Genomic DNA, 23,120 nt, shown 5'->3' on the forward strand with positions numbered 1-23,120 from the left:
TTTATTTTAAATATTTGCTATGTCGATAGGTTATAAACATACAAAAAAGCTTCCTTTCCGGTTAAAAGCGAAAAGGAAGCTTTAAGATTTAACGGCTGCGCACTTCAAAGATGGCAAATTTCAAGTAATGGCCTTCGTCTACGCCGAGAATCTGCGGATGATCTTTGCCTGCAGCTCTCCATTCGATCAGGCGAAGCGTTTTACCCGCATCGCGTGCCGCTTCTTGAATCGTTTCCAGGAACAGGTCTGGACGCATATGGTACGAGCAGCTCGCCGTAACCAGATATCCACCTTCGCTAACCAGCTTCATGCCGTGCAGGTTGATGTCCTTGTATCCGCGAACCGCACCTTTGACAGCCGAACGCGACTTGGCGAAAGCCGGCGGATCAAGAATAACAACGTCCCAGCTTCGGCCGCCGCCGGCCGGCATCGGCACGGACGTATCGACTTTGGACAAACCTTCCGCACGACGTTTGCGCTCTTCGAGTCCTTTGACGTTTTCTCTCAAATAATCGAAGGCATCGGCTACGACGAATTCAACGCGATCTTCAAATCCGTTCAAACGGACATTTTCCTGTGCGCTTTCAATCGCATGTGCCGAAATATCCAGGCAGGTTACTTTTTTCGCTCCGTATGCGCAGGCGTGCAGCGTAAAGCTTCCCGTATGCGAGAAGCACTCCAGTACCGTAGCGCCATCCCAATGCGGGAACTCGACGACTTTGCCGTTCTTGTTAACAGGGCGGCGTTCGCCGTCAATATCCTGCAGGGCGATACCGCTGCGCTCGCCCCATCCTGTCATCAGCGGAGCGATCGAAGCGCGGTTTTCCCGCTGATCGAAGAAGTAACCGGTCTTCTGCCCCTGTTCGATATCCACTTTGACGAGCAGACCATTTTCCTCGACCGTAACGTGACGCGGACACTCGCCGTACAATACTCCTGTTGTCTCTTCCAAACCTTCCAATGCACGAACCGATACATCGCTGCGTTCGTAAATTCCGGCCGGCTTCATGACTTCAACAAGCGCGTCTACAATCTCGCTGCGGCGCCGGTCCATACCGAACGTCAAGATCTGAACGACCAGCACGTCCGCAAAACGATCGACGATCAGGCCCGGCAGAAAATCAGCTTCGCCATAAACAAGCCGGTACGCAGATCCGCTTACGAAGCGATTGCGATGGCGCAAACAATCGCTGAAGCGGGAAACGAAGAACTCTTTGTCCATGGCTTCGATTTTCCCGTGCGACAGCAGCCGAACCGTGATTTGCGAATTCACATTGTAATATCCCGTGCCAAGCGGCTTGCCGCGGTGATCGGTTACTTCGACCAGATCTCCCGGAGCCGGATCGCCTTCTGTACCTGCAATCTCACTTTTATAAATCCACGGATGTCCTTCTTCCAGCCTCTTTTTACGGTTTTTGTCCAGTATAACCTTTGCCACTTTGTTTCCTCCTCAAAATTGCAGCCTACACCCGAAGCTTACAGCTTCAAACCAAGCATCTTCAGTGCCGTTCTTAAGATCGGATGATTGTTTTCATAACCCGATCTTTTGTGCAGGACCAACGCTTCTTCCGGTGAAAACCATTCTACTCCCCGGATCTCCTCCTGCTGCGCTCGCAGTTCGCCGCCAAGCGCTTCGACCAAATAGTAACGGACTTCTTTGTCGACCAGTCCGTATTTCTCATTTTCATATTGATAGCGGATAATATCCACGAGCTGTACAATCCGGCCTTCAATGCCAGTCTCCTCGCGAATCTCACGCAGTGCCGCTTCCCGAGGCGTCTCGCCCGGCTCGCGCTTGCCTTTGGCCAGCGAGACTTTGCCATAACGGTCTTGGATCAGCTGGATTTTCAGCCGTCCTCCGTCTCTGCGGTAGACGACTCCGCCCGCCGATATTTCCATTCTGCTCACCGTTTTCTCCCCTTGTCCGTGCTTTACAATCCTGCAAGCAAAGGGACTCCGCACTTGCTGCGAAGTCCCTCTTGCCCTATCTTACCTTGTTCGGCTCCAGGCCGATCTGCTGCTTGTGCTGTCGGTCAGGATACCGATGGTGCAAGCGCCTCGTCAAGTACGCGAAGCAGCTGGCCGCGACATCCGTCGGCGTTTCCTTCGGTGATCTTAACTCGGCAGAGCTTGCCCTGCAGTTCCTGCGAGCCTTCGAACACAACGGTCAAATAGTTGTCGCTGTGTCCGCCGACAAAGCCCTGCGGATAAGTCCCTTTTTCGTTCTTTTCAGGAATAACGTCTACAACTTGACCAACAAACTTCTGCGCATATTCCAGCTGCATCTGTTTGGACAGCTCGATCAATTCGTGTACACGCGCATTTTTGATCTCTTCATCCACTTGATCTTCCATTCGCGCGGCCGGCGTGCCGGTCCGCTGGGAATAAGGGAATACATGCATTTCGGAGAAACCGATCTGCTGCATAAATGCGTAGCCGTTTCGGTACATTTCGTCGGTCTCGCCCGGGAATCCAACGATAACATCGGTTGTAATCGCCACGTCCGGCATTGCCTGACGGATACGCGCGATTTTTTCCGCGAACTCTTCGACGGTGTACTTGCGGCGCATTCTTTTCAGTACCGTATTATCACCCGCCTGCAGCGGAATATGGAAGTGACGGCACATTTTCGTCGAGCGGTTCAGCACTTCGAGCATCTTGTCGTCGATCTGACTGGCTTCGATCGAACTGATACGGATGCGTTCGAGCCCTTCAACCTTATCCAGCTCTTCCATCAGATCGGACAAGCGGAAGTTCTCCAGATCATCGCCGTAACCGCCGGTATGAATGCCGGTCAGCACGATCTCCTTGTAACCGGATGCGACCAATTGACGAGCCTGACTGAGCACGCTCTGAGGCTCGCGGCTCCGCGACAGTCCGCGCGACCACGGAATGATGCAGAATGTGCAGAAGTTGTTGCAGCCCTCCTGAATTTTCAGAAACGCACGAGTATGTCCATTGAAGCTCGGCACGTCCAGTTCTTCGAACGTCCGTGTCTTCATGATATTGCGCACGGCATTGATCGGCTCTCGCTTGGCTCGAATTTCGTCTACAAGCGGCAGAATCTTCTCGCGATCCTGCGTACCGATCACCAGGTCAACGCCTGGAATTTCAAGGATTTCAGCCGCGGACGTCTGCGCGTAACAGCCCGTCACCGCGACGATAGCATCCGGATTGCGACGAACGGCGCGGCGGATAATCTGACGGCTTTTCTTATCGCCGGTATTCGTTACCGTGCAGGTGTTGATGAGATAAACGTCGGCAGTCTGCTCGAATTCCACCTGTTCATAACCTTCATTTTTGAACAGCTGCCAGATGGCTTCCGTATCGTAGAAATTGACTTTGCAGCCCAGCGTATAAAAAGCGACTGATGGCATTGTTAAATTCCTCCCATTTCTCCGGACTCGTACAGGATGCAGGACAGAGCGGCCATGCCGGCCGTCTCCGCTCTCAGGATGCGTTTGCCGAGACCGGCAATCTTCGCGCCGGCGGCGGCGGCTTCATCCGCTTCCCGCTCGGCAAATCCGCCTTCGGGACCGACGACGAGCAGTACGTTCGCTTCGCCGTCCGGCCGTTGCTCTGCAAACGGGCGAACAATGTCCCGAAGCTGCAGTCCGTCTTCTTTTTCATAGCAAAACAGAACCAGGTCGTAACTGCCGAACGTCTTCAGCAGCTGCTTGTATGTCAGCGGTTGGCTCACCTGAGGAATACGGCTGCGATGACTCTGCTCCGCCGCTTCCTTGGCAATTTTGCTCCAGCGCTGCAGACGTTTCTCTTCTTTCTTGGCATCGTATTGGACAACTGTACGCTCCGACAAGAACGGAACGAAAGCATTGGCGCCAATCTCCGTGCACTTCTGAATAACCGTTTCCAGCTTGTCGCCCTTGGGCAGACTTTGAGCGATATCCACACGGAAGCGGGCTTCGCTCTTCTCCGCGATCTCTTCGACTGCCACCGCAATAACCTCGCCCGTCTCGACCGACTCCAGTTCAGCCAGCACAAGACGATCCGCTCCGTCGCAGACAATAATCTTGTCGCCGGGACGACCGCGCATAACACGCCCGATATGACGCGCATCCTCTCCGAGAATGCGGACTTTGTTTTCTTCGAACTGTTCTTTTTCCACAAAATATCTCTGCATCTCTCATCCACTTCTCTTCCGTTTTTGACCAAATTCCATCATACACGGTTTGCTTCCCGCTGACCAGTGGAGACGGCGAAAAACCGGTTTTCCTGCAGCATGTTTTCCAGAAGCAAAAAACGGAAAACACGGCACGGGAGCAACCGGTTCTGAAAATCCGACCTATTCGCAATCAGCCAGACAACTAACTAGGCAATCATCCGAAAATCATCTGGGCAATGCGCAGGAACGCATTTGTAATATCGCCGATCCAATCGTAGATCCGACCGATCGTATTTTGTCTGAGCGGCGGAATAAACACGATAATCAGGAAAATGAAAATGGAATACGGTTCAATCGCCTGCATTTTTCTGCGCAGCGGAAGAGGAGCAAGATCTTCCAAGATCCGATAGCCGTCCAGCGGCGGAAGCGGAATCAGATTGAAGAGGAACAGCAAAACGTTAAGCTGCACCAGCGTCGACAAGAAAATGTCCAATGCCTCGACGCCCCGCGAATAATTGGCTTCGATAAACACGCCATTGCGGAGGCAAACATAATAAATCATGGCTCCGATAAAAGCGATTAACAAGTTGCTGAGCGGTCCGACCGCCGAGACAATAATACCCATCAACCGCGGACGGCTGAAATTTTCTCTAGTGACCGGTACAGGACGCGCCCATCCGAAACCGGCAAGCAGAATCAGCAGCATGCCCAGTACATCGATATGCCGAGCCGGATTCAGCGTTACGCGGCCCAGCAGCTTCGCTGTAGGATCACCGAATTTGTAGGCTGAGTACGCATGCGCGAACTCATGCACAGTGAAGGCGATAATCAGCACTAATAGAACGAACGGCAGCTGTTCAAACGAGAAAGCGAGAAGATTCTCCATTTACAGCACCTTCTCCGCAACGAATGCCAGCCAGTCCTCCTCGCGGTGCACGTGGCGAATCGTCAGGCCCGCAGCCGTGAGACCGTCATGCACAGCCTGTTCCTTGTCCTTGTAGATTCCCGACGCCAGATACAAACCGCCCGGACGCAGCGCTTCGTAAACGTCGTTTGTGAACAGGAGAATAACTTCGGCCAAAATGTTGGCGACGACAATTTGTACCGGAAGCTCGACGCCGATCTCCGCTGAAGCTCCTTCACTGTCCGGACGCAGTACCGACAGCAGATCGCTTTCTTTTACGGTAATGTCATCGGACAGGCCGTTCAATGCTACATTTTCACGTGCACTTATCACGGCTACAGGATCAAGATCCAACGCCAGTGCTCTTTTTGCACCCAGCTTAACCGCCCCAATGGACAAAATGCCCGAACCTGTGCCAACATCGATGACGTCTTCGCCGCCTTTGACAATGTTCTCAAGCGCCCGCAGACACAAAGCCGTCGTCGGATGGGTACCTGTGCCGAATGCCATTCCCGGATCAAGTTCAATAATGTGTTCGCCTTCGGATGCTTCATACTCCTCCCACACCGGCTTGATCGTCAGCGTATCGGATACTTTAAGCGGCTTGTAGTAGGCTTTCCAAGCGGTTGCCCACTCTTCTTCGTCTACGACTCTTGTTTCGTAAGTCGGGCTGCCCGTGTCGATATTGAACGTAGCCAGCTCCACCGTACGGCTCTTCACTTCCTCAAGCACCGTTTCGATGTCCGTCTCTTGGGAGAAGTAACCTTTGATCTCCGCCCGGCCTTCCGGAATATCGTTCAACGGCTGATCGAACCACTCGCCGTATGGGCGTTCTCTCTTTTTATTTAAATTGCCCGATTCTTCGATCGAGACGCCGCCCGCTCCCGCTTCGTGCAGAAAGTTCGAGATCGCCTCCACCGCTTCCTCGGTCGTATGTATGGTCAATTCGTGCCACAACATGATTAATCGCTCCTCAATATTCAACTTTTGCGCTCGTTCCATTGTACTATAGACGAAGGTACAGCACAAAACCCTTAACTTTTCTGGAAAAGAGAAAGATTACCGCAAACTCAAATGATAAAAACGATGCAGCAAAAAGCCCGCTCTCTTTTAATGGAGAACGGGCTTCTTATATAGCTTTGCGATTCACCGAGAGCCGCCGTTTTCGAGCCGGACTCTCTATCCACCATTAGGCGTTAGCATTCGCATTTTCTGAAGCTGTTGTATGCACCTTTTTCTGGTTAGGCACTCCTTGACGCTCGACGATAACGTGTTTGATAAAGAAGGCCATTACAAAAGCGGCTGCAGTCATCCAGGTGGCGACCACGAACGAATGATTGATGCCTTGTACCATCGCTTCATGTCTGACAGCGAGCATTTGAGCGGCATTCTGCGGATCAGCTCCCATACTGACGACCAGCTGCGGTAAGACTTCGGCTACTTTATTGGACATAATCGATACGAGCAGTGCCGTGCCGAGCGCACCGGCGATTGTACGAAGCGTGTTCGACATCGCCGTACCGTGTCCGTTCAATCGTGCCGGAAGCTGATTCAGACCAGCTGTCTGGATTGGCATCATCATCAACGACATGCCGAACATACGAACCGTATAAACAGCGATCAAATGTCCATAAGTCGTAGTGACACTCAATTGACTGAATTGGTAGGTCGTAATAGTCATAATCGCAAGACCAGCTACCGCCAGCCAGCGTGCACCGATCTTATCGAAAATATAACCGGTAATCGGGGACATGATTCCCATTAAGATAGCACCCGGCAGCAGCATCAGACCGGATTGGACCGGAGTAAAGCCCCGTACATTCTGCAGATACAATGGAAGCAGAATCATACCGGAGAACAGCGCCATCGTAGCAATGACGTTAATGACGGTTGTCAGCGAGAATACGTCATACTTGAATACTCGCATTTCCAAGATCGGCGTATCGCTTCTGAGCTGGCGGACGACAAACCACAGCAGCGCCGCAGCGCCGATCCCCAACGCCCACAGCACTTCGGCAGACTTCCAGCCTTGCGAACCCGCTTGGCTGAAACCGTACAAAATGCCGCCAAAACCGATGGTCGATAAGATAACGGCCAGGATATCAAGCTTAGGCCGCGACGTTTCGGTTACGTTACGCATGAACAAAATGCCAAGAATGATCGAAACAACACCAAACGGCAGGATCAGATAGAACAGGTAATGCCAATCATAATGCTGGACCATCCAGCCGGACAGCGTAGGTCCGATCGCCGGAGCGAAAATCATGGCCACGCCGACAAGTCCCATAGCGGAACCACGTTTCTCGATCGGGAAAATGGTCAAAATTGTAAAAGTCATCAGCGGCATTAAGATACCGGCACCCGATGCCTGTACCATACGACCAGCCAGCAGCAGACCGAACGTATCACTGAATGCGCAAAGAATTGTACCGGCCGTGAACAAACTCATAGCCGTGATAAACAGATTTCTGGATGTAAAGCGGGCCATCAGATAAGCCGTTACCGGAACCATGACGCCGTTGACGAGCATAAAGCCGGTACTCAGCCATTGAATAACAGTTGTGTCGACATTAAGGTCATTCGCCATCGTCGGCAGCGCCACATTGAGCAGCGTTTGATTCAGCAGCGCCACAAAAGCGCCTAGCAGCAGGGCAAGAAGGATCGGTCCCTTCTTAAGGGTTTGAACATCTTGTACAGCAGTTCTATTCATGGTGGTTTTCATCTCTCACTTCTTCTAATTTTTTGATGATTTTGCGATGCGCTTCAAGCATAATTCGCAGTTCTTCAGGATCTAAATCCTTAATACCCGACAAATACTTCCGATAAGCAGAATTCGCTTCCTGCAGTACCTCTTCGCCCTTATGGGACAGTTTCAGTACAATCGCGCGCCTGTTATGATCCGGCCGTTCCCGAATGACCAATTCCGCTTTGACCAATCGGTCGATTACGCCGCTGACCGTACTGCTTCCCAGCCGCATATGCTCCGCAAGTTCTCCAAGCCCGATCTCAGGACGGTCTCGCAGCGTCTTCAGTGTCATCAGCTGAATGCCCGTCACACCGAATCGACACGATATTTCCGACATCATTTGAAAAAAGAGCTGTTTCACTTCCCGGAACGAATCAACGATCTCATGCAGTTCAATTTCTAGGTTCGTATCCAACGGTATCGCTGTCCTTTCTTACTACTTAAACGTTCTTCTGCGAAAAGTTTGTACAGAAACATTTCGTATACGAATAATTATACTGCATATTTTTATAGTGTCAAGATGTACATATAAAATGTGCAGGATTTTCAGTTCTTCGCTCAGGTTGTTTTCCTTTCGGGACTCGGTTTGAGTCCGCGAGTAGAAGGAAAGCCAAAAGTCGCTCAGCTCTGAAAATCCTGCACCCCAAGGGGGAGAGGCAGACGGCCTCTATAATCAGGCCGTCTGGAGGGGCGCCGAAGCTCCCTGCCTGCGGCAGCTTCGGCTGGGTATGGTAGGCAGCAGCTTCGCCGACTGCGAAAAGCGGAGGGCAGCGGCTTTGCCGGCTGCGAAAAGCGGAGGGCAGCGGCTTTGCCGGCTGCGAAAAGCGGAGGGCAGCGGCTTTGCCGGCTGCGAAAGGCAGAGGGCAGCGGCTTTGCCGGCTGCAAGTGAAAGGATTAAGCTTCGAAGCTGGACAGCTTTATAATTTGCTACACATCGCAAAAAGAGCCGTTCCTAGGAACGGCTCTTTTCTCAAATATATTAAGCTCTAATGATATTAATTTCTGATCTTGCAGTGACTCACTTAAAAATCAGTCTCCGCGGAAAGCTCGCTTCATCCGGTCGAAGAAAGACTGTTCATGCTCATGCGTATGTTCGCCGCTAAGGCCGGCGAATTGACGCAGCAGTTCTTTCTGTTCGTCGGTGATCTTGCTCGGCGTTACGACTACGACTTTGACATGCTGGTCGCCTTGTCCAGTACCTCGCAGACGTGGTACGCCTTTGCCTCTCAGTCGGAAATAAGTACCGGTCTGAGTGCCAGCCGGGATCTTCAGCTTCACTTTCTCGGTCAGCGTCGGAATCTCGATTTCGTCGCCAAGAGCTGCCTGAGCAAACGTCAACGGCACTTCGCAGAAGATATCGTCGCCTTCGCGGTCGAAGAATTCATCCTGCTTCACGCGGATCACGATATACAGATCGCCCGAAGGACCGCCTCGCAGACCACCGTCTCCTTCACCAGTCATGCGCAGTTGAGCACCATCGTCTACACCCGCAGGAATACGAATGTGTACTTTACGCTGTTTCTTCACATGGCCGCTGCCGCTGCATGTCGAGCACTTGTCTTTGATGATCTTGCCGCTGCCTGCACAGTTCGAACAAGCTCTGCGGTTAACCATACGACCGAACGGAGTGTTCTGCACGACTTCTTCCTGACCGCTGCCGTGGCAGACCGAGCAGACTTCTGGTTGAGTGCCTGGCTTAGCGCCGCTGCCATGACAGGTATCGCAGCTCTCGGTACGCGGAATGGTAATATCCATCTCTTTACCGAATACTGCTTCCTTGAATTCCAAAGTCATCGTGTACTGCAGATCATTGCCCCGCTGTGGCGCGTTCGGATTGCGTGTTCTGCCTCCACCGCCTCCGCCGAAGAACATATCGAAGATATCGCTGAAGCCTCCGGCACCGCCGAAGTCGCCTGCGCCTCCGAAACCTTGAGTCGGGTCCTGATGACCGTATTGATCGTAACGGGCCCGCTTCTGTCCGTCGCTCAGCACGTCGTAAGCTTCTTTGACTTCCTTGAACTTCGTTTCGGCATCATCCGCCTTGTTGACGTCGGGATGATATTTGCGCGCCAGCTTGCGGTAAGCCGACTTGATATCCTGATCGCTCGCGCCTTTCTCGATGCCGAGCACCTCGTAATAATCGCGCTTGTCCGCCATTGCTGTACTCCAACTCCTTTACGCTAAATAATCGTTTGCCCGGACGAAAGGCGGTATGCCGTCCCTTCACCCAAGAAAAGGGGAAGTCCGGTCCGGGATGACCCGGCCTGACCTCCCCCAGCCGGCCCGTCCGCCGGAAGGCGGAATCGGGCACATTTTCTATTCATGTTAAACGCTGTGGGCAGCGATTAGTTTTTCTTGTCTTCGTCCACAACTTCATAATCGGCATCCACGACGTTGTCACGATTAGCCGAAGATGCTCCGGCCTCCGGTTCTCCGCCTTCAGCACCTGCTGCGTTAGCCTGCTCGTACAGTTTCACGGACAGCTGCTGGATGATCTCTGTCAGTTCTTCCGTAGCCGATTTGATCTCGTCTACATTGTCGCTTTCCAGCGACTTCTGAACTTTTTCCTTCGCCGCATTTGCTTTTTCGATCTCGGAAGCGTCGACTTTGTCGCCCAGATCCTTGATTGTCTTATCGACTTGGTATACAAGCTGATCCGCATTGTTTTTCGTCTCAACCAGTTCTTTGCGCTTCTTGTCTTCTTCCGCGTGCAGCTCGGCATCTTTCATCATCTGTTCGACTTCAGCGTCGCTCAAGCCGCTCGAAGATGTGATGGTGATCTTCTGGCTCTTTCCTGTGCCTTTGTCGGTTGCCGATACGTTAACGATACCGTTCGCATCGATATCGAAAGTAACTTCGATTTGCGGTACGCCGCGTGGTGCAAGCGGGATATCTCCCAGTGTGAAGCGTCCCAGCGTTTTGTTGCCGGCAGCCATTTCGCGCTCGCCCTGCAGAACGTGAATCTCAACGCTAGGCTGATTGTCGGCATAAGTCGAGAAGACCTGCGATTTGCTGGTTGGAATTGTTGTATTGCGTTCGATCATTTTTGTGAAGACTCCGCCCGCTGTTTCGATACCGAGGGACAGAGGGGTAACGTCCAGCAGGACTACGTCTTTGACTTCGCCCGTCAGGACACCCGCTTGAACGGCTGCTCCCAGTGCGACAACTTCGTCCGGGTTAACGCCTTTATGAGGATCTTTGCCAGTCAGCTTTTTGATTGCTTCTTGCACAGCCGGAATACGAGTCGAACCGCCGACCAAAACGACTTTGTCGATCTCGTTTGCCGACAGACCGGAGTCTTTCATCGCCTGGCGAGTCGGAGCAAGCGTACGCTCTACGAGTGCTGCGGAAATTTCTTCGAATTTGGCACGGGTCAGGTTGACTTCCAAGTGCTGAGGCACTCCGTCGACCATCGTGATGAACGGCAGCGAAATGGTTGTCGTCATAACACCCGACAATTCTTTTTTCGCTTTTTCGGCTGCGTCTTTCAGACGCTGTACAGCAGCTTTATCCTTGCTCAGGTCTACGCCCTGCTCTTTTTTGAATTCGGCTACCAGGTAGTCGATGATGACTTGGTCGAAGTCGTCACCGCCGAGGTGGTTGTCGCCGCTTGTTGCTTTAACTTCAAAGAAGCCGTCGCCCAGTTCAAGGATCGAGACGTCGAATGTACCGCCGCCAAGGTCATAAACGAGGATCGTTTGATCTTCCGATTTCTCCAGGCCGTAAGCCAGTGCCGCAGCCGTAGGCTCGTTGACGATACGCAGCACTTCGAGGCCCGCGATTTTGCCCGCATCCTTCGTCGCTTGACGCTGAGCGTCATTGAAGTATGCCGGAACGGTGATAACCGCCTGCGTTACCGGTTGACCCAGGTAAGCTTCGGCATCGGATTTCAGCTTTTGTAGAATCATTGCCGAAATTTCTTGCGCTGTGTAGTCTTTGCCTTCGATCGTTTCTTTGTGATTCGTGCCCATGTGACGTTTGATCGAAGCGATCGTACGGTCCGGGTTCGTGATGGCTTGGCGTTTAGCCGTTTCGCCGACGATACGCTCGCCGTCTTTCTTGAAACCTACGACCGAAGGGGTCGTGCGCGCGCCTTCCGGGTTAGGAATAACGACGGCTTCGCCGCCCTCCATAACAGCCACGCAAGAGTTGGTCGTGCCAAGGTCGATACCGATTACTCTACTCACAGTGAATATCCTCCTTAAAAGATACGGTTAATTTTAAAATAAAGTTAACTTGCGTTTGTCATACGTGCGTTCGTCCCTGCTTTATGGACTCTACGCTCTATCATAACGGTTTAGGGCGAGTTTTCAAACCCGCCGATTTAACCGCTGACTTTCACCATCGCCGGACGAAGCACTTTGTCTTTCAGCATGTAGCCCTTTTGAAGCTCTTCGACTACGATACCTTCTTCATGCTCGTCGCTCTCTACCTGCATAACCGCCTGGTGGAATTCCGGATTGAACGGCTGTCCAACCGTCTCCATTGCTGTCAGGCCTTCAGCCTGAAGAACGTTCTCAAATTGGCGATAAATCATCTCTACGCCCTTAACAAACGATTCAGAACCCTCGACTTCCGGACGAGTATCCAGCGCACGTCCGAAGTTGTCGACGATCGGCAGCAGCTCGGAAATCAATTTGGATGAAGCGTATTTCCCTAATTCTTCCTTTTCCCGAATGGTCCGCTTGCGGAAGTTATCGAAATCAGCCTGTGAACGGGCAAGACGCTGCATGTAGTCCTCAGACTGCGCTGTCAGTGCGGCAACTCGTTCTTGAAGCTGTTCCGCACTTTCCTGAGAAACCTGCTCTGCGCCAACCTCAGCATTGATGTCCTGCTTCATTTCTTCGGCTGCTTGTGCATCCTGTTGTTCTTCCATAACTTCTGTTTCGTTTTCTGTCTGCATCGACTGCTCTTTACTCAAGATGCATTCACCTCCTTATATGGATCAAACGGGTACTTGAAGACCATCGGTCTCCTTAGTCTTTACCCGCTGAAAAAACACGGAACCTTGCGGCTTGAAGAAAAAGGATTGCTGTAGGAGTTGATCGACTGTTGTTCTTGATCAAAACACGTTAAACGGCATCAAGCTCCGTAACGTCCCGCAAGTGCCCGACTCATTGCACGCGACAGCAGGTCGAGCGTTCCGATAACTTTAGCATATTCCATCCTTGTCGGACCAAGAATTCCGATTGTACCGAATGCTTCGCCTTCAAGCGAATAGGTAGCTGTAATCAGACTGCAGTTTGCAAACGCCTGATGTACATTCTCGCTGCCGATCCGTACTTGAATCCCTCTCTGCTCGGAGTTCAGCAAACGCATTAAAGTCGGTGTTTCCTCCAGCAGATCGAGCACGGTCTTCAATTTACCGATGTCCTTGAATTCCGGCTGAATCAACATGTTGGTCGTTCCGCTCAGGAACACTTTCGGGTCTTTGCCTCTCGCTAGGGAGTCGTCGAGCAGCTTCATCAGTTCCTCATAATGCTCGGCGTGACGCTGAATTTCTTGTCCGATTTCCGAATAGAGCCGCGCCTTCAATCGATGCATCGGCACACCTGCCAGTCTGGCGTTAAGCAGGTTGGCCATCTGCTCCATGTCGGATGCGGATACGCCCTGCGGAATCGAAACCGTCTTGTTCTCCACTTCGCCGGTGCTGGTAACGATAATCGCAACCGCCGTCGTCTCGTTCAACGGAAGCAGTTGAAAATGTCGCAGCGAAGTATTGAACTTCTCCGGTCCGAGCAGGATCGACGTATAGTTGGTCATCGAAGCCAGGATCGTTCCGGCGTGCTGAATAACTTCTTCCACAGCGCTCAGCTTTTCGGCAGCGAGCTGCTTGAACAGCTTGAGGTCTTCCGCCTTCAATGGCTTGAGAGGCGCAAGATGATCGACATAATACCGGTATCCTTTATTGGAAGGAATGCGTCCCGCCGACGTATGCGGCTGTTCCAGAAATCCCAGCTCTTCCAAATCCGCCATTTCGTTGCGAATGGTTGCCGGGCTGAACGCCACATCGCCTCTCTTGGAGATGCTGCGGGATCCGACCGGTTCGGCACAACGGATGTAGTCGTCCACAATAGCGTTCAAAATCATGCTCTGACGTTCGCTTAACACGAGATCCCCTCCTGTCCGGATCGATATGAGCCAATCGGAATCTGTCCCGTTAGCACTCTATTCAAATGAGTGCTAAACTCTACTACAAAAATACCAAACCGGACTCGACATTGTCAAGTTCGGTTTGGCGCTGTTCAGCCGATGATTTTCAAGACCGCGATTTCATCGCAGCGGTCGCGTTTGGGACAATGTATGCAGTCGGTCCAGACTTTTTCCGGAAATACGTCCATAGGAACAACAGTAAAGCCGTTCTTCACGAAAAAAGAAACTTCGTAAGTCAAAGCTATAATCTTCGGTATTCCCTGCTCGATCGCAAGTTCAATCAAACGATCAACCAGCTTGGATCCGACCCCTTTCCCCTGATTGCCTTCCATAATGCCGAGCGAGCGAATCTCTACCAGATCCGGGCCCAGCAAACATAAGGAGCCGCAGCCGATCACCCTGCCATCTTCCTCCGCTACGACAAAATTGTCGATTTGGCGCCGTAGTACTTCTCTGGAACGCGGAAGCATAATTGCCCTGCGGGCATATTCTTCAATCATGAGATACAAAGGTTCAACATCTTCCAAAGTCGCTTGTCTGCATACAACGGTAACGGCGGGCACCGGCCGTTCACCTCCCTGTTCGTTATATGACGCATATGCATCATTCACCGGATTAGTTTTCGATTGGATAAATATACATCAATACGCATACTTTTTCAATACTTTTACACAGCGAAAATATAAAATTTTACAATCCGAAATAAAGCTTCTACTTCCCTGACTTTTACCCACTGGGTAGAATAATTAACAGCAGGATAGCAGGGTAAACATTTAATTCCAGCCGATTGAGCTCCGGGGAAATTACCGTAAACAGCACAAAAAGACCAGCTCTCGCCGGTCTTCATCAGTCCTTTTTTAATTAAACTTTATTCATTCCACTGTATTTAACGGCTTTGTCAAATTCAAAGTATTTAACAGATCCGTTCAAATTCAAATCTATTCGTTTCAAATCAGTCCGTATCCGAAAAAACGATGCTGCTCAGATCCTTACGCTTCGACCGTCAAATATCCGATAAATTCGCCAAATACGTCGTTCCCGAACAAAATCCCTTTTTCGCTTAACTTATAGCCTTCCATATCGCTGCGGCGTTCGATCAGCCCCAAATTCATCATTTTTGTAAGCGGAGTCTCGAATATTTCTTCTACGGTTACGCCGAACTGTTCGCGAAAACGCCCGCTCTCCATACCGTCCAGCATACGCAGGCCGACCATCATGAAGTCTTCCATCGCTTCTTCACGCGGAACTTCGAACGCTTCAAGTCTTGGCAGCCCTTTCGCCGCCGCTTCATTATATGGATTGACGCCTTTGATGTTAATATGACGCTGTCGTCCAACATATCCGTGTGCGCCTGCGCCGAAGCCGTAATAATCTTCGTTTTTCCAATAGGTGATATTGTGACGGCTTTCTTTGCCCGGTTTGGCGAAGTTGCTGATCTCATATTGTTTATAACCTGCGCCCCGCATCCGGTCCATCAGCAGCTTGTACATCGCCAGTTCGTCGTCTTCGTTTGGAAGCGGCAGTTTGTTTTTGTTAAACAGTGTATGGAACAGCGTATTTTCTTCTACTTTAAGACTGTAAATAGAATAATGCGGCAGATCGAGCTCCAGCGCCCGCGTAATACTTTCATCCAACATCTCGACGGTCTGATTCGGTAGACCGAACATCAGGTCGATCGACAGATTGTTCAAACCGGTCTTTCGTGCATTTTCGAGCGAGCGATATACGTCGTCCGTATTGTGAATGCGTCCAATCTCGCCCAGCAAGCTGTTCTGGAAAGCCTGTACACCGAAGCTGACCCGATTGACGCCGCCGTCTTTCATGACTTTCATTTTGTCGAGATCGGTCGTTCCAGGATTGGCTTCCATCGAAAATTCGATATCTGGGGACCAATTCGGGAAATGTTTGCGTACAGATGCCAGGAAAAACTCCATCTCATCCGGCTTCAGAACGGTAGGCGTCCCTCCGCCGACGAAAATGGTCTTGATGACGCCAGGTGGAGTAATGGCAACCGTCTGCTCCATTTCCCGATCCAGCGCACGCAGATAGTCCATTACCGGCTGATCTTTGAGTACATATGAGTTGAAATCACAGTAAAAGCATTTATTCGTGCAAAACGGAATATGAATATAGACGGCTTCCGGCGCGGCCGGGGTCCGATTGAGTTCTGTAGTCATGGGTGAAGCCTCCTAATATAAGAGGCGCCGGGGACGCTTTGAGAGGCGCTGCGAGAGAAGGAGACTTCGATCGCCGCTAAAATCGGATTTTTATTATATGAAAGACTCAAAGGTTAAAATCCAATTTTAGATGCGAACGCTCCGCTTCTCCGTTTCCCTCCTCCTTCCGCTAACCTAGGCGCGTAAAAGTGGGTGAAAAAGATGGCCTTGCTGCGCGGCGGTGAAAAGCGATTTAAAAGAAAACATCGGTTTGTCTAATTATGAAAAGGTCGTAAAACCGAGCTTTAGGCTGCTTTTCTACGGCGCGCGAGAAGGGCAATAGGTTATAGAAACAGATTCATCGCAAAAGACCCTAAATCTTCAAAAAGGAAAGCCGGAATCCGGCTTTCCTTTTCGATAAATTCAACAAGAGCAAAAGCAAATATGATCGTTCTTCCCATATTCGTTACAATTTAGAGCAGAGCCTCAAACATGTTCTTCTGAACATATCCGTGTCTTCACAAACAAGGTGTTATCTCTAACGGGCACAACGTTCTATTCCAATGGAAACAAGCTTTTATCCCTAAAGAGAACAAGGTTTCAACTTCAAGGGGACAGGCCTATTATAAAGGCCGCATCCCCTTCTTTGCTTTTACGCTTTTACGCTTCCCTACTCCCCCCAAAAGCCGGAAGAATAGGCTTGGAGGACCAGCCCGGCGTATGCGGACGTGCACTCCGGGAAGGGAAAAGGGGACGAAGCGAAGAGCGGAGCGGCCGCATTCGGAAATCGGGAAATCCACCTTATCAAACTTTCAATCAAATTTCCCGATTCCAACGGCGGCTGAGCTCGAACCCTTTTCGCCCCCGACCGAGGCACACTCCCCGCATACGAACCGCCGGCGTCTCCGAAAAGAAGCCTATTCGTCCAGCTTCAATACCGCCATAAATGCTTCCTGCGGCACTTCGACGTTACCGACCTGCTTCATCCGCTTTTTGCCTTCTTTCTGCTTCTCAAGCAGCTTACGCTTACGCGAGATGTCGCCGCCGTAGCACTTGGCCAAGACGTTTTTACGCATCGCCTTAACGGTCTCCCGTGCAACAACTTTCGTTCCGATCGACGCCTGAATCGGCACTTCGAACATCTGCCGAGGAATCAATTCGCGAAGCTTCGCACAAATGATGCGACCACGCTGGTAACCACGGTCTCTGTGTACGATAAACGACAAGGCATCCACCTGTTCACCGTTAAGCAGAATATCCATTTTAACCAGATTGGATTTGCGGTATCCGGATACTTCATAGTCGAACGAAGCGTAGCCTTTTGTACCGGATTTCAACTGATCGAAGAAATCGTAAACGATCTCGGACAGCGGAATCTGATATGTCAGCGTAACGCGGGTTGTATCCAGATATTCCATATTGACGAATTCGCCGCGTTTGTTCTGGCACAGCTCCATGACCGTTCCGACGAAATCGTTCGGGACGATAACAGCTGCCTTAACATAAGGCTCTTCGACATAATCGATCCGGCCTACTTCCGGATAGTGCGACGGGTTGTCGATCGAAATGACCGATCCATCCGTCATACCGATCTTATAGACTACGCTCGGTGCAGTCGTGATCAGTGCGATATCGAATTCGCGTTCGATTCGCTCCTGAATAACGTCCATATGCAGCAGGCCGAGGAATCCGCAGCGGAAGCCGAAGCCCAGCGCGCTGGACGTTTCCGGCTCGAATGTCAGGGAAGCATCGTTTAACTGCAGTTTTTCGAGTGCTTCGCGCAGATCGTTATAATCCGAAGATTCGATCGGATAAAGCCCGCAGAATACCATCGGATTGATTTTCCGGTAACCCGGCATCGGTTCGGCTGTCGGATTTTTGGCATCGGTAATCGTGTCGCCGACTTGTGTATCACCAACGGACTTCATACCTGCGACTACAAAGCCTACGTCGCCTACGTTCAACTCGTCCACCATAGTCATACGCGGCATAAAAGCACCGACTTCGATAACATCGAACATTTTTCCCGTAGCCATCATCTTGATCTTCGAGCCCGATCTGATCTTGCCGTCCAGTACACGGATATAGACGATAACGCCTTTATAAGGATCGTAATGGGAGTCGAAAATCAGAGCTTTGAGCGGTTCTTCCGGATCGCCGGTAGGCGCTGGTACTTTTTGAACGACCTGTTCCAAGATTTCCTTGATGCCGATACCTGCTTTGGCAGAAGCCAGAACGGCGTCGCTCGCATCCAGTCCAATCACGTCCTCGACTTCCTGCTTGACGCGGTCCGGCTCGGCGCTCGGCAGATCGATCTTGTTGATGACTGGCAAAATTTCCAGATTGTTGTCGAGCGCCAGATACACATTCGCTAATGTCTGTGCTTCAATACCCTGCGCGGCGTCAACAACCAGCAGTGCGCCTTCGCATGCAGCCAGCGAACGCGAAACTTCATAAGTGAAGTCGACGTGTCCCGGAGTATCGATCAAGTTCAGCAGATATTCCTCACCGTCATCGGCTTTGTACGTCAACCGAACGGCCTGCAATTTGATTGTGATTCCCCGCTCGCGTTCGAGCTCCATCTGATCGAGTACCTGTTCCTGCATCTCGCGGGAAGTCAGAGCACCCGTATATTCGAGAATCCGATCGGCAAGCGTCGACTTACCGTGGTCGATATGCGCTATAATGGAAAAGTTCCTTATTTTCTTCTGTCTTGCTGCAATGTCTGTCATTCCTTACCTCCGCCTCGATTTAACACTCGATTTTGCAAGCTTAATCAATTCACTCATTATATCAGTTGGGGATAATCCCAGCAATCCCATCCAGCCTTGAAACGACCTTCCTGGCTGTATATTTGTTTCTCTGTTTACCAATTCACTTACCGAATTTCGCCAACTAGTCTTGAATATGTTAGGTATAGCGATCATCAGCTGCAATTCTTCAAAAATTGAAACCGAAAATATTAAGGAATGGTTGCTTTTTTAGCCCTGTCATGATAAGATACTTTAAGTTGTGAAACTTTCGATGTTTCGTATATGCTTTACAGGAGGTGAATGCAATGCCTAATATCAAATCCGCCATTAAACGCGTAAAGACGAACGAAAAACGTCGTGCGCTTAACGCTTCGCAAAAATCCGCACTTCGCAGTGCAGTGAAAACTGCTACGACAGCGCTGGAAAGCAACGATGTGGAAAATGCACAAGTTGCAGTAAAGAACGCTTCGCAGAAGCTGGATAAAGCCGTAACTAAAGGCCTGATCCACAAAAACGCGGCAGCGCGCAAAAAATCCCGTCTCGCTAAAAAAGCGAACGCCCTGAAAGCTGAACAAGCTTAAGGAATCGTCATTTGCGATATGACAGTAACATATAATACTGCTTATGAAACCCCGGAATCCCACAGGATATCGGGGTTTTTAAGTTACCCATTTTAAAATTTATCCGCATTTACATACGGGGCTGTCGATGATATTCGTCTTCCTAATAGATCGGCCGCCTTGACACAATTGCCCCGCGGCCGACTCTATCCGACTGTTCGCTGCTCTTACGCGCCAAGCTTCAGCAGGAACATCTCCAACCCGAACACCTTGTCGACCGCGCCTGTCTTGATCTCGTGATCGAGCTTGGCAATCGAAGCTAGAATTCGACGCAAACGCGCCGTCTCAAAACGGCGTGCCTGTTCCGACGCAATCTTGACTGCGTAAGGGTGCAGTCCAAGCTGCCCGGCGATCTGCTGCTGCGAGTAATTTTGACCGGACATCTCCTTAACCTGCAGCATAATCCGGAACTGCCGCGCGATTAACGAAACAATCTTGATCGGCTCCTCGCGCTGCTTCAACAAATCATAGAAGATGTTAAGCGCCTGTTGAAGCTTTAAATTGGCAATATGTTCGATGAGCACGAACACACTCTGCTCCGTTCCGATTGCTACTAATTTTTCAACATCGTCAGCACTGACCGATCCTCCTGCCCCCGCAAATAGCGACAACTTCTCGATTTCTGCCGACAACGTCCCCAGCGACGTTCCCGCCCGTTTCAACAGCATATCCGCCGCATCCTGAGAAAGGGTCACCGAACTTTTCCCAAACTGCTTGGTTACCCAACCCGACAGTTCTCCTTCACCCATCGGAGTAAAAGGAATAACTGAAGCCGAAGCTTTGAACGACTTAACCAACTTTTTGCGTTCATCCAGTTTCTCGGCATAAGCGAGAAAGACCAGTACACTGTAATCCGCCGGATTACCCAAGTACTCCAGCAGCTTCTCTACCCGGTGCTCGACTTTTGTCGATTCTTTGCCTGCCATAAACAGCGTGCTGTCCCTCACTACAATGAGCTTTCGCTCCGCCAGGAACGGTGCCGTTTCCGCTTCTTCGACGACCAGTTCGATCGGGGTTTCCGCTAAATCGTAATGTGCAACCGCAAATGACTTTTGATCTTCGGGAATCAATTCGTTTTCCAGCATGGCAACGAATTCCTTCATCCTGTATTTTTCAGTCCCGTAGCAGAGATACAGCGGCGAAATATCTCCCGCCTTTACCTGCTTGACTGCCGTTTTCAAATCCATGATCCCTCATACCTCTTTCCGTTCTACCGGCCGCAGCTTTCCCGAATCCGGCCTATTGAATCGAGCAGCCTGTTCCGCTGTCTCATCTGCGTATCATCGCTGTTACCATTGTACCGAAAAATATCGAAAAAGGCACACAAAAAGACTGCCCGGTATTCCGTTCCTTCGTCCTTGCGGCGAATTCCGGAACGGTTCCGGCCAGTCTATCGGAGAATCTCTCCATTATGCATCCTTTTATTTTCCGTTTGGCTTCAGTGCGGCTTCTTCAATCTTCCACGTTTCCCGTGAAGTCGTTCCATCCGCTTTGATCAGGTCGTACGTAAAGGTTTTTCCGTCCGCAGACCATACGCCTCCGGCAACATCCCCTTCTACCTTGCGGCTGCCCAGTTCCGACGAACGATCACTTTTGAGCAGCTTCAATACATTGCGGGAATAAGTGACTGTCAAGGTTCCGTCCGGCGAATTCCATTCCGGAGCGGCAATAGCGAGACTGGAAATATTGTTCTCTGCCGCTTCATTTTCGTCCACCCTGTTTTCACTCTCTTTATCGGCTGCAGGGACATCTTCCTTGCTTTCCGGCACATTCTCTTCAACCGAAGAAATGCTCGCATTCTCTTTGGACTGCTGCTCTTCGCCAGTCGTTTCCTTGGCAGAGCTTCCATCCTGTGCAGGCGTCTCAGCTTTAGGCTTAGAGTCGCTTGGAACCTGCTTTTTTTCTGTCACACCCGACTCCGCTTTATCTACGGTTCCCGAATTATTCGCACTGGGCTCATTGGCCGCTTCTTTATCTTTTGCCGAGCCTGCAGGCGATTCGCTGCTTGGGCTGTTTGAGTTATTCAAGTTATTTGAGTTATTCGAATTCTCTTCCGCACCGCCCGTCGTTCCTTCGTTGGAAGCTCTGTTCGAAGGCTGTTCTGAAGGAACTGGAGTACCTTCGGAAGGCTGCGAATCGGGAGAAGGAACTGCCGAAGCTGCGGATTCGGTTGGATTTGATTCACCTTCATTGTCCGCTTGAGCACTTTCTTCATCCGCCGGCGGCAAATCGCCATCCGGAGTTTCTAGATCCGGAACAGGCGCTTCGACAGTAGGAGCAGGCTGAGTTTCGGGACGAATCGGCTCTGCTTCCATGCTCGGATCAGTGATTTCCGAAGCGACGCTGTCTTTGGCAGACTCGCTGCCTGACGGAACAAGCGTATCGTCCGTTGCTCCCGAAACTGCGGTGGTCGACGACATTTCCGCAGTAGGCATTTGCTTCGGTTCATAAGTAGCAACAAAAATACTCAATACCGCAACCGCTGCGGTCGTGCCGGCTACCGCTCGACCCAAAGTTGACCGCCAAAATTCGGACGCTCGACGACGCTTAAGCGTTTCTTCACCGAACATGCGTCTGCTTTCCATTTCCGACAGCTTTTCCGGTTTTGCTTCCGGCAATTCGGGTTGCATCATAGGATCGAGTTCATCCAGACGCGGCAGGATCGAATCGACCAGGCTGATTGGCGGCATGACGTCAGGCATCGACTCCAATTTATTCGACAATCTCTTAAGGAATTCGAAATCTTCTCTCGCTTCCGGAGAGTCGCCGAGATGACGGAATAATGCTTCCGTTTCTTCTTCGCTGAGGTCATGGTCCAGGTAACGGTTCATATATTCCAGCGCTTCTTCGCGTTTCATCTACAGCGCACCTCCTTTCTGATAATCTTGCAGCAGCTGCTGAAGCTGGCTCCTGGCTCTAAACAAATACGATTTGACGGTGTTCAAGGGCAGATCGAGGCATCCGGAAATTTCGTTGTATGACATATCCTGCACATATCGAAGAATAACGACCGTCCGGTGATGCTCTGGCAGCAGATTGATCGCCCGATCAATGTCTTCACGGGTATATGCACGCATAACTTCGCCTTCGACACTGTCGTGACCCTCAAAAACCATTTCATGCTCTTCGATTGACACCGTTGGTTTGACACGTCTGAATTTGTCTATACAAATATTAGTTACGATACGCTGCACCCAGGTCTTGAACTGCGCTTTCTCTTCATAAGAACCGATTTTTGTATAAATACGAATCAGTGCTTCCTGAGCTGCGTCCATCGCATCCTGTTCATTATTCAACGTATAGTAAGCCGTCTTGTAAACGGCCGGTTCGATCTCTCGCAATAGGGTGATAAGAGCATCGCGATCGCCCGATTGAGCGGCTCTGATGAGTTCCTGCTCGACCACTAAGGGTCCCCCTCTCTTGCACCTTTTCAGACGAAAGTTCTTTCTGAAAGGTTGCGTTCTTTTTCTATTTTTTAAAAAAAAGTTGTTCCCAATTGTTTTGAAATTCCCCTATGGGTATGGAAACCGAAGAGCACCGCTTTTCTCGGCTTTCTACATATCTCCAATCAGTCTACCAGAAACGCATTTACCCGTCATCACACGGTTTTGCTCTTTAATAAAAGCTTTATGAAAGCTAACTGCAATCGAAGTGTTCGGAAAGTT

Annotated in this window: 19 protein-coding genes; 1 reads left to right on the plus strand and 18 read right to left on the minus strand. The window is 50.8% G+C overall.

Annotation, left to right across the window (positions count from 1 at the left end; genetic code table 11):
- Positions 1–88: 88 nt before the first annotated feature.
- The 15 genes from F456_RS0104060 to lepA all read right to left on the minus strand — a co-directional run bounded on the left by F456_RS0104060 (position 89) and on the right by lepA (position 18,814).
- Positions 89–1,438, minus strand: a complete 1,350-nt coding sequence (locus F456_RS0104060) for a class I SAM-dependent rRNA methyltransferase (protein WP_018975727.1) — start codon at positions 1,436–1,438, stop codon at positions 89–91.
- Positions 1,439–1,476: 38 nt separating this feature from the next.
- Positions 1,477–1,899, minus strand: a complete 423-nt coding sequence (locus F456_RS0104065; RefSeq protein ID WP_018975728.1) for an NUDIX hydrolase — start codon at positions 1,897–1,899, stop codon at positions 1,477–1,479.
- A 134-nt stretch (positions 1,900–2,033) separates the two neighbouring features.
- A complete protein-coding gene (mtaB, locus tag F456_RS0104070; protein ID WP_018975729.1) occupies positions 2,034–3,377 on the minus strand; it encodes a tRNA (N(6)-L-threonylcarbamoyladenosine(37)-C(2))-methylthiotransferase MtaB in 1,344 nt (447 codons plus the stop codon).
- 2 nt (positions 3,378–3,379) lie between these two features.
- On the minus strand, positions 3,380–4,141 hold the full coding sequence (locus tag F456_RS0104075; RefSeq protein WP_018975730.1) for an RsmE family RNA methyltransferase: 762 nt from the start codon (positions 4,139–4,141) through the stop codon (positions 3,380–3,382).
- A gap of 196 nt (positions 4,142–4,337) precedes the next feature.
- Positions 4,338–5,009, minus strand: coding sequence for a site-2 protease family protein (locus F456_RS0104080; RefSeq protein WP_018975731.1), 672 nt, complete (start codon positions 5,007–5,009; stop codon positions 4,338–4,340).
- Complete coding sequence (prmA, locus tag F456_RS0104085; RefSeq protein WP_018975732.1) at positions 5,010–5,987, minus strand: 50S ribosomal protein L11 methyltransferase; 978 nt, start codon at positions 5,985–5,987, stop codon at positions 5,010–5,012.
- Between the two features lie 229 nt (positions 5,988–6,216).
- Complete coding sequence (locus tag F456_RS0104090) at positions 6,217–7,749, minus strand: DHA2 family efflux MFS transporter permease subunit (protein WP_018975733.1); 1,533 nt, start codon at positions 7,747–7,749, stop codon at positions 6,217–6,219.
- A complete protein-coding gene (locus F456_RS0104095) occupies positions 7,730–8,188 on the minus strand; it encodes a MarR family winged helix-turn-helix transcriptional regulator (protein ID WP_018975734.1) in 459 nt (152 codons plus the stop codon). Before F456_RS0104095 ends, F456_RS0104090 begins: the two co-directional genes overlap by 20 nt.
- Positions 8,189–8,802: 614 nt before the next feature.
- Entirely contained in the window at positions 8,803–9,930 is a 1,128-nt protein-coding gene (gene dnaJ / locus F456_RS0104105) for a molecular chaperone DnaJ (protein WP_018975736.1), read from the minus strand.
- A gap of 188 nt (positions 9,931–10,118) precedes the next feature.
- Entirely contained in the window at positions 10,119–11,960 is a 1,842-nt protein-coding gene (gene dnaK / locus F456_RS0104110) for a molecular chaperone DnaK (RefSeq protein WP_018975737.1), read from the minus strand.
- Positions 11,961–12,097: 137 nt separating this feature from the next.
- Positions 12,098–12,694, minus strand: a complete 597-nt coding sequence (gene grpE, locus F456_RS0104115) for a nucleotide exchange factor GrpE (RefSeq protein WP_018975738.1) — start codon at positions 12,692–12,694, stop codon at positions 12,098–12,100.
- A 161-nt stretch (positions 12,695–12,855) separates the two neighbouring features.
- On the minus strand, positions 12,856–13,884 hold the full coding sequence (gene hrcA, locus F456_RS0104120; RefSeq protein WP_018975739.1) for a heat-inducible transcriptional repressor HrcA: 1,029 nt from the start codon (positions 13,882–13,884) through the stop codon (positions 12,856–12,858).
- A 134-nt stretch (positions 13,885–14,018) separates the two neighbouring features.
- Positions 14,019–14,489, minus strand: coding sequence for an N-acetyltransferase (locus F456_RS0104125; RefSeq protein WP_018975740.1), 471 nt, complete (start codon positions 14,487–14,489; stop codon positions 14,019–14,021).
- Positions 14,490–14,915: 426 nt separating this feature from the next.
- Complete coding sequence (gene hemW / locus F456_RS0104130; protein WP_018975741.1) at positions 14,916–16,103, minus strand: radical SAM family heme chaperone HemW; 1,188 nt, start codon at positions 16,101–16,103, stop codon at positions 14,916–14,918.
- 896 nt (positions 16,104–16,999) lie between these two features.
- Positions 17,000–18,814, minus strand: a complete 1,815-nt coding sequence (gene lepA, locus F456_RS0104140; RefSeq protein WP_018975743.1) for a translation elongation factor 4 — start codon at positions 18,812–18,814, stop codon at positions 17,000–17,002.
- 326 nt (positions 18,815–19,140) lie between these two features.
- Between lepA and rpsT the strand changes: the two genes are divergently transcribed.
- Positions 19,141–19,416 (plus strand): 30S ribosomal protein S20, encoded by a 276-nt coding sequence (gene rpsT, locus F456_RS0104145; protein WP_018975744.1) that lies wholly within the window; start codon positions 19,141–19,143, stop codon positions 19,414–19,416.
- Between the two features lie 206 nt (positions 19,417–19,622).
- Here the strand turns inward: rpsT and holA are convergent, their stop codons facing one another.
- From holA to F456_RS0104160, 3 genes are all read right to left on the minus strand, one after another.
- On the minus strand, positions 19,623–20,642 hold the full coding sequence (gene holA / locus F456_RS0104150; protein WP_018975745.1) for a DNA polymerase III subunit delta: 1,020 nt from the start codon (positions 20,640–20,642) through the stop codon (positions 19,623–19,625).
- Between the two features lie 234 nt (positions 20,643–20,876).
- Positions 20,877–22,313: an anti-sigma factor family protein gene (locus F456_RS0104155; protein ID WP_018975746.1), complete on the minus strand. Its 1,437-nt coding sequence runs from the start codon at positions 22,311–22,313 to the stop codon at positions 20,877–20,879.
- Entirely contained in the window at positions 22,314–22,859 is a 546-nt protein-coding gene (locus F456_RS0104160) for an RNA polymerase sigma factor (protein WP_018975747.1), read from the minus strand.
- Positions 22,860–23,120 lie beyond the last annotated feature (261 nt).

Origin of the sequence: Saccharibacillus kuerlensis DSM 22868 (assembly GCF_000378145.1) — a bacterium.
Lineage (GTDB): Bacteria > Bacillota > Bacilli > Paenibacillales > Paenibacillaceae > Saccharibacillus > Saccharibacillus kuerlensis.